Source organism: Lentzea chajnantorensis (genome assembly GCF_054300775.1).
On the sequence record NZ_JBSDZT010000002.1, the window covers coordinates 7,713,625 to 7,727,731 of the forward strand.

The 14,107-nt window shown below is 70.5% G+C and carries 14 protein-coding genes; 5 read left to right on the forward strand and 9 right to left on the reverse strand.

The window, feature by feature from the left end; translation table 11 throughout:
* Positions 1-130: 130 nt before the first annotated feature.
* Entirely contained in the window at positions 131-1,795 is a 1,665-nt protein-coding gene (locus tag ACVDFE_RS36815; protein WP_458433682.1) for a fumarate hydratase, read from the forward strand.
* Positions 1,796-2,220: 425 nt separating this feature from the next.
* Here ACVDFE_RS36815 and ACVDFE_RS36820 read toward each other — a convergent pair whose 3' ends face one another.
* The 9 genes from ACVDFE_RS36820 to ACVDFE_RS36860 all read right to left on the reverse strand — a co-directional run bounded on the left by ACVDFE_RS36820 (position 2,221) and on the right by ACVDFE_RS36860 (position 10,342).
* Entirely contained in the window at positions 2,221-2,718 is a 498-nt protein-coding gene (locus tag ACVDFE_RS36820; protein WP_458433683.1) for an alpha/beta fold hydrolase, read from the reverse strand.
* Positions 2,719-2,734: 16 nt separating this feature from the next.
* Positions 2,735-3,259, reverse strand: coding sequence for a hypothetical protein (locus ACVDFE_RS36825; RefSeq protein WP_360398347.1), 525 nt, complete (start codon positions 3,257-3,259; stop codon positions 2,735-2,737).
* 85 nt (positions 3,260-3,344) lie between these two features.
* Entirely contained in the window at positions 3,345-3,713 is a 369-nt protein-coding gene (locus ACVDFE_RS36830; protein ID WP_360398349.1) for a hypothetical protein, read from the reverse strand.
* Positions 3,714-3,871: 158 nt separating this feature from the next.
* Positions 3,872-5,002, reverse strand: coding sequence for a hypothetical protein (locus ACVDFE_RS36835; protein ID WP_458433684.1), 1,131 nt, complete (start codon positions 5,000-5,002; stop codon positions 3,872-3,874).
* Positions 4,996-6,255, reverse strand: a complete 1,260-nt coding sequence (locus tag ACVDFE_RS36840; protein ID WP_458433685.1) for a glucarate dehydratase family protein — start codon at positions 6,253-6,255, stop codon at positions 4,996-4,998. The genes ACVDFE_RS36835 and ACVDFE_RS36840 overlap by 7 nt, the downstream gene beginning before the upstream one ends.
* 13 nt (positions 6,256-6,268) lie before the next feature.
* Positions 6,269-7,171 (reverse strand): 5-dehydro-4-deoxyglucarate dehydratase, encoded by a 903-nt coding sequence (locus tag ACVDFE_RS36845; RefSeq protein ID WP_360398355.1) that lies wholly within the window; start codon positions 7,169-7,171, stop codon positions 6,269-6,271.
* Positions 7,172-7,179: 8 nt separating this feature from the next.
* Positions 7,180-8,061, reverse strand: a complete 882-nt coding sequence (locus ACVDFE_RS36850; RefSeq protein ID WP_458433686.1) for a carbohydrate ABC transporter permease — start codon at positions 8,059-8,061, stop codon at positions 7,180-7,182.
* A complete protein-coding gene (locus ACVDFE_RS36855; RefSeq protein ID WP_458433687.1) occupies positions 8,058-8,948 on the reverse strand; it encodes a carbohydrate ABC transporter permease in 891 nt (296 codons plus the stop codon). The genes ACVDFE_RS36850 and ACVDFE_RS36855 overlap by 4 nt, the downstream gene beginning before the upstream one ends.
* Before the next feature lie 77 nt (positions 8,949-9,025).
* Positions 9,026-10,342 (reverse strand): ABC transporter substrate-binding protein, encoded by a 1,317-nt coding sequence (locus ACVDFE_RS36860; protein WP_458433688.1) that lies wholly within the window; start codon positions 10,340-10,342, stop codon positions 9,026-9,028.
* A gap of 123 nt (positions 10,343-10,465) precedes the next feature.
* Between ACVDFE_RS36860 and ACVDFE_RS36865 the strand changes: the two genes are divergently transcribed.
* From ACVDFE_RS36865 to ACVDFE_RS36880, 4 genes are all read left to right on the forward strand, one after another.
* Positions 10,466-11,254 carry an IclR family transcriptional regulator gene (locus ACVDFE_RS36865; protein WP_360398362.1) on the forward strand — a complete coding sequence of 263 codons (789 nt, stop codon included), beginning with the start codon at positions 10,466-10,468 and terminating at the stop codon, positions 11,252-11,254.
* 46 nt (positions 11,255-11,300) lie between these two features.
* The gene (locus ACVDFE_RS36870; protein WP_458433689.1) at positions 11,301-12,128 is read left to right on the forward strand and encodes an NAD-dependent epimerase/dehydratase family protein; all 828 of its coding nucleotides are present in this window, start codon (positions 11,301-11,303) and stop codon (positions 12,126-12,128) included.
* Positions 12,125-13,627 (forward strand): aldehyde dehydrogenase (NADP(+)), encoded by a 1,503-nt coding sequence (locus ACVDFE_RS36875; protein ID WP_458433690.1) that lies wholly within the window; start codon positions 12,125-12,127, stop codon positions 13,625-13,627. The genes ACVDFE_RS36870 and ACVDFE_RS36875 overlap by 4 nt, the downstream gene beginning before the upstream one ends.
* Before the next feature lie 94 nt (positions 13,628-13,721).
* Positions 13,722-14,093, forward strand: coding sequence for a heavy metal-responsive transcriptional regulator (locus ACVDFE_RS36880; protein WP_360398368.1), 372 nt, complete (start codon positions 13,722-13,724; stop codon positions 14,091-14,093).
* Positions 14,094-14,107 lie beyond the last annotated feature (14 nt).

Consider the following 14,107-nt stretch of genomic DNA (forward strand, 5'->3'; position numbering starts at 1 on the left):
GGGGCAGCCGGGGGCTGCCCCGGCCTTCCGCGTTTCGGGCGGCCGTAGCGAAGAACACGGTGGACGGGGCGTGGTACGTCCCTTTGGTGGCGGTACGGTTTTCTGATCCGAACTGCACACCGTTGGAGTTGTGTACGCCGTGCCCACCACTTTCGAGTACACCGACGTCCTCCCGCTCGCGAAGGACACCGAGACCGAGTACCGCCTCGTCACCTCCGACGGGGTGAAGCTGATCGAGGCCGGCGACCGCAGGTTCCTGGAGATCGCGCCGGAGACCCTGACGCTGCTCGCGAAGGAAGCCGTCCGCGACATCCAGCACCTGCTGCGCCCGTCGCACCTCGCCCAGCTGCGCAAGATCATCGACGACCCCGAGGCGTCCGGAAACGACCGCTTCGTCGCGATGGACCTGCTGCGCAACGCGGCCATCTCCTCCGGCGGCGTGCTGCCGATGTGCCAGGACACCGGCACGGCGATCATCATGGGCAAGCGCACGGAGACGGTCCTGACCGGCGGCGACGACGAGCAGGCACTGGCCCGCGGCGTCTACGAGGCCTACCAGGAGCTCAACCTGCGCTACTCGCAGATGGCGCCGCTGACGTTCTGGGACGAGAAGAACACCGGCACCAACCTGCCCGCGCAGATCGAGGTGTTCCACAAGCCCGGCCAGGACCCGGTGTACGAGTTCCTGTTCATGGCCAAGGGCGGCGGCAGCGCGAACAAGACGTTCCTGTACCAGGAGACGAAGGCGGTGCTGAACCCGAAGCGCCTCGCGTCGTTCCTCGACGAGAAGCTGCGCTCGCTCGGCACCGCCGCCTGCCCGCCGTACCACCTCGCGGTGGTGGTCGGTGGCCTGTCCGCGGAGCAGAACCTGAAGGTCGCGAAGCTGGCGTCGGCCCGCTACCTGGACAACCTGCCGTCGGAGGGTTCGGCGTCGGGCCACGCGTTCCGCGACCGCGACCTGGAGCAGCAGGTCCTGGAGCTGACCCGCAACTTCGGCATCGGCGCCCAGTTCGGCGGCAAGTACTTCTGCCACGACGTGCGCGTCATCCGCCTGCCCCGCCACGGCGCGTCCCTGCCGGTCGGCATCGCGGTGTCGTGCTCGGCGGACCGCCAGGCCAAGGCCCGCATCACCGCCGAGGGCGTGTTCCTGGAACAGCTCGAACGCGACCCGGCCCAGTTCCTGCCCGAGGTCGAGGGCGAGGACCTGTCCGACGAGGTCGTCCGCATCGACCTCACCCGCCCGATGGCCGAGATCCGCGAGGTCCTCACCCAGCTGCCGGTGAAGACCCGCGTGTCGCTGACCGGTCCGCTGGTCGTGGCCCGCGACATCGCGCACGCCAAGATCAAGGAACGCCTCGACGCCGGCGAAGAGATGCCGCAGTACCTGAAGGACCACCCGGTCTACTACGCGGGCCCGGCCAAGACGCCGGAGGGGTACGCCTCCGGGTCGTTCGGCCCGACGACCGCCGGCCGCATGGACTCCTACGTCGAGCAGTTCCAGGCCGCGGGCGGCTCGCTGGTGATGCTCGCGAAGGGCAACCGCTCCAAGCAGGTGACGTCCGCGTGCGCCACGCACGGCGGCTTCTACCTCGGTTCGATCGGCGGCCCGGCGGCGCGACTGGCGCAGGACTGCATCCGCAAGGTCGAGGTGCTGGAGTACCCCGAGCTCGGCATGGAGGCGGTCTGGAAGATCGAGGTCGAGGACTTCCCGGCGTTCGTCGTCGTCGATGACAAGGGCAACGACTTCTTCGCCGAGACCTCCGCCCCGACCCTGCAGATCAGCTTCCGCCGCTAGCTCGCACAGCGGCTTCCAGCCGAGCTGCCGCAACACCTCAACGGCCGGGCCAACTGATATATCGGTTGACCCGGCCGTTGCTTGGCCCACCCCTTTGCAACGACTCTTTTGCGGTCGTCGTCCAAAGAGTCGTTGCAAAGAGGCAGGTAGGAGCTGGTCGAGGACGGCGGGCACGTGGGTGAGCACGGAGATGCGGCCGTCGTCGGCGAACAGGCGGAAGCTCGGCGCCGGGGATGCGGCCGGCCAGCCAGCGGGCGTGGGCGGCGGGGGCGATGCCGTCGCGTTCGCCGTGCAGCAGCACGGTCGGTGCGGTGATGGCCGACGGGTCGAAGCCCCACGGGGTCACGTGGGCGAGGTCGTCGTCGATGAGCGGGCCAGGGCCGTTGGCGAGGGCGGGACCGACGACCTGCTCGAACCACGACCAGTCACCGCGCAGCGCGGCGAGGTCGCCTCGGTGAACTCCGGGTCGTACTCGGCGCCGGAGGACTCGTGCTGCTCCTTCGCCGCACGGCCCGCAGCGAGGCCGAGCCGGAGGGGATCATGCCGGCGAAGTGGTCCAGGCCGGTGGCGTCGAACGGCGCCAGGCACGCGGCGGCGACGCCGGCGGTGACGCGGTCACCGAGCAGAGTGGCACAGGCCAGGGTGTGCGGGCCGCCACCGGAATGGCCGACGACCGCGAACGCCGACAGGCCGAGCTCGTCGGCGATGTGCGATATATCAGTTACGGCCGACGCCACCGTACGGCCGGGCAGCGGGGTCGACGTGCCATAGCCGGGCCGGTCGTACGAGAGCCAGCGGACACCCGGCCGGAACAACGGCTCGGGCGGGAGGCCGAGGTTGGGCGTGCCGTGGTGCCAGAAGACCGGCGCCCTCCCCGACGTCGTGCACGTGCAGCTCGCGGTTCCCCAGGCGAAGATCCACACATCGGTGTCCCAGCCGTCAGCCGGACTCCTCGCGGGACTCCAGCACGAGCCTGCGGTCGCCCAGCGGCGCGTCGAGGCGGACGGTCAGCGGGACCTCGCGGACCTCCTGCGTGCAGACCGTGCCCGGCGGCTGCTTGGTGATCGTCACCAGCGTCACCTGCACGACCTCGGCGGACTGCGCGGTCACCTCGGCGCGGGCCTCCTTGCAGCCACCGCCGACGCCGAAGACCTCGACGTCGCGACCGTCGCCGAACACGTACGCCTCGGTGCGGAAGGTCTCTGACAACGATGTCGAGTCGACCTTCTCCTGAGGCACCGGCGTGACGTCCGGCGGCACGACCGGCTTCTCCTGCGAGATCGACACCGGCGGCTGCACGGGGGCGGAGGGCGAGCTCGACCCCGGCGTCGACGTGCCGGGCGCGGAGGTCCCGGTCGGCGCGGCACCGGACGAGGAGCTCGAACCCGGCGCGCTCGACGTGCCACCGGACGAGCACCCGGCGACCACGACAGCGAGAGCAACGGCAGCGACGACGTTTCTCATGCGCACCATCCTTGCAAACGGAGCTGAGCGCGGGTGGTGCCCGGCCGACGGGGCAGGTGCCAGCCGGGCACCGGGGGAGGGAGGTCTACTTCTGTTCCTGCCGCGACGTCAGCACGACCGTGCGCTCACCCAGGGGCTCGTCCAGCTGCACCTTCAGCGGGGGGAAGCGGATGTCCATCGTGCACATCTGCTTGGTGAGCGGCAGCGTCTCCAGCAGCTCGATCTTCACGACCGACGCCGACTGCTCCAGCACCGACGCGCTGGCCTTGCCGCACCCGGCCTCCTGGGCCACGACGGTGACGGTCTTGCCGTCGCCCTGGGTCCACGCGGTGCGCGGGTAGTCCGACGCCAGGGCGTTGGTGTCCAGCTTCGTCACCGGTGTGCCGTCGGGCGGCACCTCACCGGGCGCGATGCCCGGCGGCACCTCCGAGGAGGACGAGGTGGCGGTCGGCAAGGTTGGACCGCCACCTGCTCCAGTGCCGGTGTTCTGCGCACTGCCACAGGCGGTCATCACCAGCAGCAGGGCGCCAGTGCCAACTACGGTTCCGATGTGCCTCATGCACCAAGGACGGAACCGCGCTCACAACGGGTTGCAGCGAGTTCGCTTCACAGTTACCGGGAAACGGCCGCGACCGCCTCGCGCAGCGCCTCCAGCCGGGCCGCCGACGCCAGGCCGCCGTGGTAGAGGTGGAACTCCTCAACCCCCGCGTCCGCGTACGCCAGCCACTCCTTCGACAGCGCCGCTCCGTCGGCCGGTTTCGGCGGCAGTCCCAGCACGTACGCGGCGATCCGCGTGTCCGGGGCGGCCGCGCGCAACGCCTCGATGCCCGGCACCGCGACCTCCGGGCCCGGCCAGCACATGGTGGTGAGCACGTCGACGTCCGCGTCCAGCCCGCCGGCGACGGTCGCGAACGGCCCGGTGCCCCACGGGTCCGCCGTCACGTGCATGCCGATCCGGACGGAAGGCGCGGCGGCACGGATCTCACCGACGACGCGTTGCCGCAACGACCGCACCACACCCGTGCGCACCGCGCGGACGTCGTCCGCGAGCGCACCCAGCGCTTCCTCGACGCCGGGTGCGCCGCGGTCGACCCCGGCCCGCACCGCTGCGCGCACGGCGTCCGGGTCGGCGTACAGGGCGGTGCAGGCCGAGCAGAAGCAGAGCGACAACAGCTTCTGCTGCACCGCGTTCCAGTCGGTTCCGTCGGTCTTCTCGTGGTGCCCGCCGTGGACGAACCCCAGTGGCCCGCAGGCCTCCAGGACGACCCCGTCCGGCGCACCGAGCTCCAGCACCTCCGACACCAGCGCCGACGTGTACTCCACGACGTCGGGCTGCGCCGTGCACAGCGCGTACGGGTACCGGTCGCCGAACGCGTTCACCACGGTGACGTCCGGGTGCAGGTCGCCCAGCCGCGAGCTGTGCGTCAGCACGGTCCACGCGTACACCGGCAACCCGGCCGCACGGACCAGCGCGGCCGCCTCGCCGAACGAGTCGGGACCGTCCACCCAGGACGGTTCCGCCGGCACGAGCCGCCCGTACTTCTCCGGGCGCACGGGCAGGTAGAACGCCGCGTGCCGCGCGTCGACCAGACGGTGCTCCGGGTGCAAGGGGGTCGCCGCCCGCACCGTGTGGTACGAGGCGGCCAGGGCGACCGCGTCGACACCGAGGTCCCGGTACCGCGCAACGGCGTCAGGATCACCGATCAGGTCCCACGGGTAGGCGTGGACAACCGACTTCACCACCGGGGGCGCTTCCTCTCGTAGCTCGGGTCGAACTTCTGCATGTACCCCGTGTCGTCACGGGCCGTGATGCCGCACCGCTCGTAGTTCTCCGCCAGCCGGGCCAGCGCGTCCCGGTCGAGCGACACGCCCAGGCCCGGACCGGTGGGCACCGGCACCGCACCGTCCACGAAGGACAGCACGCCGGGTTCGACGACCTCGTCGGCCGCGTTCCACGGGTAGTGCGTGTCGCAGGCGTAGTTCAGGTTCGGCGTCGCGGCGGCCAGGTGCGTCATAGCGGCCAGCGAGATGCCCAGGTGCGAGTTCGAGTGCATCGACAGGCCGATGCCGAACGTCTGGCAGATCATGCCCAGCTGCCGCGACCGCTGCAGCCCGCCCCAGTAGTGGTGGTCGGACAGGATCACCTGCACGGCACCCTGCTCGACCGACGGCCGCAGGTGCTCGAACGCGACCACGCACATGTTGGTGGCCAACGGCATCGGTGCCCGCGCGGCCACCTCGGCCATGCCGGCGATCTGCGCGGTCGGGTCCTCCAGGTACTCCAGGACGCCGTCCAGCTCGGCCGCGACCCGCAGCGACGTCGCCGGGGACCAGGCCGCGTTCGGGTCGAGCCGCAGCGGGTGGCCGGGGAACGCCTCGCGCAGCGCGCGGATCGCCTCGACCTCCTGCTCCGGCGGGAAGACGCCGCCCTTGAGCTTGATCGACCCGAAGCCGTACTGCCCGATCATCTTCTGCGCCTGCGCCACGATGCCCGCGGGGTCGACCGCCGCGCCCCACTCGTCGGGTTCGGCACCGGGGTGCCCGTCCCACTTGTAGAACAGGTAGGCGGAGTACGGCACCGCCGGGCGGACGGCGCCGCCCAGCAGGTCGTGCACCGGGCGGCCCAGCGCCTTGCCCTGGATGTCCAGGCACGCGACCTCGAACGGCGAGAACACCCGGTCGACGGTGCTCTCCGCGGTGATCTGGCCGGTCAGGCCGTGCTTGTCGAGCCCGACGGTGCCGCCGAGCACGGCGGAGACGCGCGCGTGCATCTCGTTGAGCGCGAACACGTCCAGGCCGACGAGCGAGCCGACGACGGACCGCGAGCGCTCCAGGTGCCCGAGGTCGCCGTAGGTCTCCCCCAGCCCGGAGATGCCCTCGTCGGTGTGCACCTCGACGATCGTGCGCAGCGCCCACGGCTCGTGCACACCGGCCGAGTTCAGCAGCGGCGGGTCGCGGAACGCGATCGGTGTCAGAACAATCTCGGTGATCTTCACGGCGACCGTCCCCTCAGGCCAGCAGGGCCTTGCCCGCGGCGATGATCTTGTCCAGCGCGGCGAGGTGCTCGTCGGACGGGTCGACCAGCGGCGCGCGCACGCCGCCGACGTCGAGGCCGTTCGCGCGCACGGCCGCCTTCACCAGGGCGACGGCGTAGCCGGGGACCTGGTCGCGCAGCTCGACCAGCGGCTTGTAGAACTCGTGCAGGAACCGGTTGACCAGCTCGGTGTTCCCGGACTGCACGGCCTGGTAGAAGCCGAGGGAGATCTCCGGCGCGAAGCAGAACACCGCCGACGAGTACAGCTCGACGCCGATGGCCCGGTAGGCGAGCTGGGTCATCTCCGCGGTCGGCAGGCCGTTGAAGAACTGGAACGGCTTGTCGACGCCGGCGCGCACCGAGAGCACGATGCGCTGCATCTGGTCGAGGTCGCCCAGGCCGTCCTTGAGGCCGATGACGTTCGGGATCGACGCGACCTCGACGGCGGTGTCCGGCGTGAACCGCGCGTTGTTGCGCTGGTACACGATGATCGGCAGCTCCGTGGCGCCCGCGACCTCGGCCACGTACCGCACGAGGCCGGCGGCCGGGTTCGTCACGAGGTACGGCGGCAGCAGCAGGATGCCGTCGGCACCGGCGCGTTCGGCGGCCTGCACGAACTGCTTGGTGAACGCCACCGAGCCACCGGCACCGGCGAACACCGGTACCCGCCCGCCGGTCGCCTCGACCGCGACCGCCACCGCGCGTTCGAACTCCGCCAGCTCCAACGCGTGGAACTCGCCGGTGCCGCAGGCGACGAACACCGCGCCCGGACCGGCCGACACACCGTGCTTGACGTGCTCGGCGAGCACGTCGCAGGCGATGTTTCCCTCGGTGTCGAACGGGGTCACCGGAAAGAACAGCACACCATCGAGTTGCATACCAGCACTCATCCCTTGATCGCTCCCGTGGTGATCCCACGCAGGAAGGACTTCTGCAGCGACAGGTACACGACCAGGCTCGGTACCAGCGCCAGCAACGCACCGGCCAGCACGATCCCCGTCCCGACCATGTCGTCGGAGCGGAGCGCGAGCAGTGCGACCGTGAGCGTGTAGTCGGAGGGGTCGGCGGCGACGATCAGGGGGAGCAGGTACTGCTCCCAGATCATGTTGAAGCCGAACACGGCGATGACGCCCAGCGCCGGCCTGCACAGCGGGAGGATGATCTGCGCGAAGAGCCGCAGCTCCCCCGCACCGTCCACTTTGGCCGCCTCCTCCAGCTCCGCGGGGATCTCCCTCATGAACTCCGTCATGACGAAGATGGAGAAACCCCACGCCCCCAACGGGAGGATGACGCCGAGCAGGGTGCCCCTGAGGCTCACGTGCAGCAGCGGGAGGTCGCCGATCACCAGGGACAGCGGGATCGCGATGACCTCCTCCGGCAGCATCATCGTGGCGAGGATGACCAGCAGCGCGATGGCCTGTCCGCGGAACTTCTTGCGCGCCAGCGCGTAGGCGGCGAACACGCTGACCGCGAGCTGCAGCAGCAAGGCGCCGCCGGCGATGATCAGCGAGTTGGCCAGGTAGTGCCAGATCCTGTTCTCCGCCGCGACCCGGAAGTTGATCAGCGACGGGTCGTCCGGTACCACCGACAGCTTCGTCGGGTCCGGGTTGTGGTCGAAGGCGCCCGAGAAGATGACCAGCAGCGGCCCGCAGAAGAGGACCACCGCGAGGGCGCCCAGGACGAAGCGGAGGCCCCGGCTGAACCACGCGCCGGTGTGGGTGGACCAGCCGAGGGCGCTGTCGAAACGGCTTGAGTTGACGCTGCTCATCGCGCCTCCCTCCGGCGGCGGTACCACTGCACGCTGACCGTCAAAACCAAGGTAACCAGGAACAACAGCACGGAGCCAGCGGAGGCGAGCCCGGCTTCGGACTGCTCGAACGCGGTGGTGTAGACGCGGGTCATCCAGACGTCGGTCGACCCGGCCGGTCCGCCGCCGGTCAGCACGTACACCTCGGTGAACACGCGCAGGCCGCGGATCGCCGCCAGCGTCAGCAGGATCGTGATGACGGGCCGCAACGCGGGCAGTGTCACGTTCCAGATCCGCTGGGGCGTCGAGGCACCGTCGATCGCGGCCGCTTCGTACTGCCGGCGGTCGATGCCGGCCAGACCGGCGAGGATCAGCACCATGTCGTACGGCGCGTGCTTCCAGATGCCGACGAACATCACCGACACCAGCGACGTGCCGGGGTCGTGGATGTACTCCCACGGGCCGAGCCCGACCCACGAGATGAGCTCGTTGAGGAAGCCTTCCGGTGCCGGGTAGAAGAAGAGCCGCCAGATCTCACCGATGACCGCGGTGGCCGCCACGACGGGCAGAAACACCGCGGACCGCACGAACCACAGCGTCTTGGTGTGGCCTTCCAGCAACAACGCGAGGAAGAAGCCGATCACCATCGCACCGGCCGTCTGACCGCCGGCCAGCACGAGGGTGTGCCAGCCGGCGGTCAGGAACTTCTCGTCCCGCAGGATCGTGGCGTAGTTCTCGAACCCGACGAAGATGTCACCGAGGAACGGCCGCACCTGGTACAGCGAGAGCCGGATGCCCTCTGCCATCGGGATGAACTTGAAGACCAGGAAGATCAGCGCGGCGGGGAGCAGGAACAGCCAGGGGACGAAGGTGGCTCCCGTGAGGCGGCGCCGGCGGCGCCGCCTCACGGGGTGGGTCTCGACGGCACCGCCGCCACTAGCCGTCAAGCCCACGTCTCGGGTGTCGCCGGGTGACCGCACTGCCGTCACTTCGACGCCTTCTGGTTGTCGAGCTCCTTCTTGAGCGCCTCCGCGAGCGACCTCAGCTCGGACGAGGAGTCGGCGGGGCACTTCGCGAGGATGGAGTTCAGGGTCTCCGAGGTCTTCTGCCGGAACGGCGCGAAGTTCGGGACGCTCGGGAACGGCCGCGCCTCGCTGGAGTACACGCCCGCCACGGTTGCCCAGCGCGGGTCGTCGTAGGTCGCGTCGACGTCGACGTTCTTGTTGACGGGCAGGCGGACCACGGGCTGCGGGTCGCCCTTCATGCCGGCCTGCTGCGCCTCGGGCGTGATGAGGTACTCGGCGAGCTTCTCCTGGTCGGCGGTCTTCGCGGAGCCGGCCATCCGGTAGATGTTCTCGCCCTCACCGAGCACGGTGGCACCGGCCGGGCCGCGCGGGGACGCGATGACCTCGTACCTGTCCTTGCCGACCGACTTGTCGAAGCGGCCGATCATGTAGGGGCCGGTGAGGTAGATGCCGCTCTTGCCGGCCTCGAACAGCGGGTGCGCGTCGTTGGTGCCCAGTGTCAGCGAGCCGGGCTGCACGACCTTGTCCTCGCAGAAGAGCTTGCGCAGCCGTTCGACGGCCTTGACCGACTCCGGGGAGTCGATGCCGACGCGGAACTTGCCGTCGCCCTGCTCCTCCAGGATGTCGCCGCCGCCCTGCCAGATGTAGCTCGACGCCCACCAGGCGAGGTAGCCGCGGTCGGTGGTGCCGGGGACGAGCATGCCGTAGGTGTCGTTCTGCCCGTTGCCGTCGGGGTCGTCGCGGGTGAAGGCCCTCGCGAGGTCGTCGAGCTCCTCCCACGTCGTGGGGATCGGCTTGCCGAGCTTCTCGCGCCAGTCCTTGCGGATCAGCGTGACCATCGCCTGGGTGGAGTAGGGGATGGCGTAGAACTTGCCGTCCGCGCCCTTGGCGTTGTTCCACGCCCGGTCGACGACGTCGGAGCCGCCCTCGACGTCGCCGCGGTTCACCTCGGTCGTCCAGCCCTGCTTGACGAAGTTGCCGAGCGAGCCGGTGTCTGTGATGACGACGTCGGGGAGGTCCTTCGACGCGGCGCGCTGCTGCACCTGCTTGTCGAAGTCGTTGAAGATCGGCTTGTAGTCGACCCGCACACCGGTCTTCTCGGTGAAGGACTTGAAGATCTTCTCGTAGACCTTCGCCGTCGCCTCGGTCGAGCGGGTCCACACCTCGAGGGGCTTGTCCGGGTCCTTGGCCGACGAGGCCGTGCTGCCGCTGCCACACCCCGCGAGCAGGGCGGCCACGCTGAGCGTGGCGACGGTGGTGGCTGTTCTACGGCGCATCGTCAGGCCCTTCGAGTTCAGGTATGTGAACCTGGGTCGTACTTGTGAACCTGGTGCAGGACTGTAAGAATCAGGACAGCAACGTGTCAAGGGCAAGTTGCTTTCCTGTTTCGAGGAGGCCAGGTGGCGTCGCCGATCGACAAGGGCACGGCTCGTCCGGGTGCGGTGAAGTCCGCCGACCGCACGGTGGAGCTGCTCGAGGTGCTGTCCGCGTCAGACCGCAGGCTGACGCTCACGGAGCTGCACCGCGAGCTCAGCTACCCCAAGTCCAGCCTCTACATGCTGCTGCAGACGCTCGTCGCGCGCGGCTGGGTGGAGGTCGACTCGGACAGGGGCACCTACGGCATCGGCGTTCGCGCGCTGCTCGTCGGTACGTCCTACCTGGACCACGACCCCGTCGTGCGGGCGGCCATCCGGGTGATGGAGCAGGTGCGCCAGGAGATCAACGAGACCGTGCACCTCGCCCGTTTGGACGGTGCCGACGTCGTCTACCTGGCGAGCCGCGAGTCCGAGCACCACCTGCGCGTCGTCTCGCGCGTCGGCCGCCGGCTGCCCGCGCACTCCACGTCGCTGGGCAAGGCCGTGCTGTCCACGCGGACGCCGGAGGAGGTCGACCTGATCCTCCCCGACGGGCTGGCGCCGCTGACGCCGAACACGGTGACCGACCGGGCGGCCCTGCACGAGCAGCTCGCCGGGTTCCGCAACGCCGGGTACGCCCACGAGCGCGAGGAGAACACGCCGGGGCTCGGCTGCTTCGCCGTCGCCCTGCCGTACCGCAACCCCGTGCTGGACGCGATGAGCTGCTCGGTCCCGCTGGGCCGGCTGACCCCGGAACACGAGCGGCAGGTCATCGCCGCCCTGCTGGACGCCGCCAGGACGATCACCGAGCTCCTCCGCCAGTTCGGCCGCTGAACCCGAGCTCCACCAGACACACGCACACGACGGAGGGGTCGAACCCGTGACCGCACGCATCCTGATCACCGGCGCGGCCGGCGTGGTGGGAACGCTCATGCGTCCCCGGCTCGCCGCACAGGGCCGTGTCCTGCGGCTGCTGGACATCGCCGAGCTGCCCGCCGCGGCGGACGGCGAGGACGTCGAGCTCGTCCAGGCGTCGGTGACCGACATGGCCGCGATGGAGGCGGCGATGCGGGACGTGGACGCCGTGATCCACCTCGGCGGGCACAGCCTGGAGGAGTCGTGGGAGAAGATCCTGCGGGTCAACATCGACGGCACGCACACGGTCCTGGAGGCCGCGCGCCGCTGCGGTGTGCGGCGGGTGGTGCTGGCGAGCTCCAACCACGCCGTCGGGTACGTCGAACGCGCCGACGGCGAGGCCGGTGACTACCTCTTCCCGCGCCCGGACACCTACTACGGTGTGTCGAAGGTGGCGCTGGAGGCGCTGGGGTCGTTGTACGCCGACCGCTACGGGATGGACGTGATCGCACTGCGCATCGGCTCGTGCTTCCCGAAGCCGCGCGACGTGCGGATGCTGTCGACGTGGATGTCACCCGACGACGGCGCCCGGCTGTTCGAGGCGGCGCTGTCGGTCGCCTCACCGGGGTTCCGGATCGTGTGGGGCGTCTCGGCCAACACGCGCGGCTGGTTCTCGCTCGACGAGGCCCGCGCGCTGGGCTACGAACCGCAGGACGACTCCGAGGTGTTCGCGGAAGAGGTGCTGGCCGCGCACGGCGGTGAGCTCGACCCGTCGTCGTATGCGGGCAAGTACGTGGGCGGGGCCTGGTGCGGCCCCGATTTCGACACGGCAGTCAAGGAGGCAGGGCGTTGAGCCACGTCGTTCAGGGATACAACCCGCGCACCGGTGAGCCGTTCGGCGAACCGGTCGCCAAGACCCCGGACAGCGAGGTGGACCGGATCGCCTCGGCTGCCGCCGTCGCGTTCCCGGCGTGGTCGCTCGCGCCGGCCGCCGACCGCGCGGTGGTGCTGGAGGAGGTCGCCGACGCGCTCGACGCGGAGTCGGAGCTGCTGGTCTCCACGGCGGACAGCGAGACGGCGCTGGGCGTGCCGCGGCTGACCACCGAGCTCAAGCGCACGACGAACCAGCTGCGGCTGTTCGCGGAGGTGCTGCGCGAGGGCAGCTACGTCGAGGCGACGCTGGACTCGGCGAACCCGGACATCATCCCGCCGCGCCCGGTGTTGCGCCGCGTGCTGCGTCCACTGGGGACGGTCGCGGTGTTCTCCGCGTCGAACTTCCCGTTCGCGTTCTCGGTGGCCGGCGGTGACACGGTGTCCGCGCTCGCGTCCGGCTGTTCCGTCGTGGTGAAGGCACACTCGGCGCACCCGTCGACCTCGCGGGAGACCGCCCGCGTGGTCGTGGACGCGCTGCGCGCGGCCGGTGCGCCCGAGGGCGTGTTCGGGATCGTCTACGGCACCCAGGCCGGTGTGGCCCTGGTGCAGCACCCGGTCGTGCGGGCTGTCGGCTTCACCGGGTCGACCGGTGGCGGGCGGGCGTTGTTCGACCTGGCGCAGGGCAGGCCGGACCCGATCCCGTTCTACGGCGAGCTGGGCAGCGTGAACCCGACGGTGATCCTGCCGGGTGCGGCGACCCCGGACGTCGCCGCCGGTTTCGCGCAGTCGCTGACGATGGGCGTCGGCCAGTTCTGCACGAACCCCGGCCTGGTGTTCGCGCCCGCGGAGCTGGTGCCCGCGCTGGGCGAGGCGGTGGCGGCGACGGCCGGTGGCGCGATGCTCAACGAGCGGATGTGCGACTCCTACACCGCCTCGACGGACGCGCTGGCCGCGTCGGACCTGGTGACCGTCGTGTCGACCGGCAGCCGGCCGGACGAGGCGTGGGCGGTGTCGCCGCGGCTGTTCAGCGTGCCGATCTCGGTGTTCGAGCAGAACCTGGAGAAGCTGACCGAGGAGCACTTCGGCCCGGCGGCGCTGGTCGTGACGTACTCGTCGCCCGCGGAGCTGCACCCCGTGCTCGCGAAGCTGCCGGGAACGCTGACCGGCACCGTGCACGCGGCCGAGTCGGACCACGCCGAGGCCGGTGCGGTCGCCGAGGTCCTGCGGCACGTCGCGGGCCGCATCATCTTCAACGCCTGGCCGACCGGTGTCGCCGTGGCGTGGGGCCAGCACCACGGTGGCCCGTGGCCGTCGACGACGAACCCGCTGCACACCTCGGTGGGCGCGACGTCGATCCGCCGCTGGATCGCACCGGTGACCTACCAGTCGTGGCCGGACGCCCTGCTGCCGGCCGAGCTGCAGGACGCGAACCCGCTGGGCATCCCGCGCCGCGTCGACGGCGTGCTCGGCGTGCACTGACCCGTTCGCCCGAAGGGGGCGGCCGGCATCACGCCGGCCGCCCCCTTCGTCGTGCTTGACCCTGGAGTGCACTCCCAGGTTTAGCGTGGGCGGCATGAGAGTTGCGGAGCTCGCACGGGAGGTGGGGGTCGCGCCGGACACGGTGCGGTACTACGAGCGGGCGGGGTTGCTCGCTCCCCCGCCGCGCACGTCGTCGGGCTACCGGCAGTACCCGGAGGCGGCCGCCGAGCGGATCCGGTTCATCCGCGACTGCCAGCGGTTCGGGCTCACATTGCGCGAGATCGCCTCGCTGCTGGCCGTCCGCGACACCGGCGAGTGCCCGTGCGAACCCGCCTCGGAGCTGCTGCGGCGGCACATCGCGGACATCGACGCCGAGATGACGCGGCTGGCCCGGCTCCGCACCGAGCTGGCGGAGATGGTCGAGAGCACCGACTGTCCCCCGTGGTGCCCACCGGAGGGGAGGTGATCCCGATGACGGAC

What these genes read in the sequence shown, in the direction of transcription:
- ACVDFE_RS36825 (WP_360398347.1), bottom strand. Translation starts at nt 3,259, where the DNA reads ATGAGAAACGTCGTCGCTGCCGTTGCTCTCGCTGTCGTGGTCGCCGGG.
- ACVDFE_RS36845 (WP_360398355.1), bottom strand. Translation starts at nt 7,171, where the DNA reads ATGCAACTCGATGGTGTGCTGTTCTTTCCGGTGACCCCGTTCGACACC.
- ACVDFE_RS36850 (WP_458433686.1), bottom strand. Translation starts at nt 8,061, where the DNA reads ATGAGCAGCGTCAACTCAAGCCGTTTCGACAGCGCCCTCGGCTGGTCC.
- ACVDFE_RS36860 (WP_458433688.1), bottom strand. Translation starts at nt 10,342, where the DNA reads ATGCGCCGTAGAACAGCCACCACCGTCGCCACGCTCAGCGTGGCCGCC.
- ACVDFE_RS36880 (WP_360398368.1), top strand. Translation starts at nt 13,722, where the DNA reads ATGAGAGTTGCGGAGCTCGCACGGGAGGTGGGGGTCGCGCCGGACACG.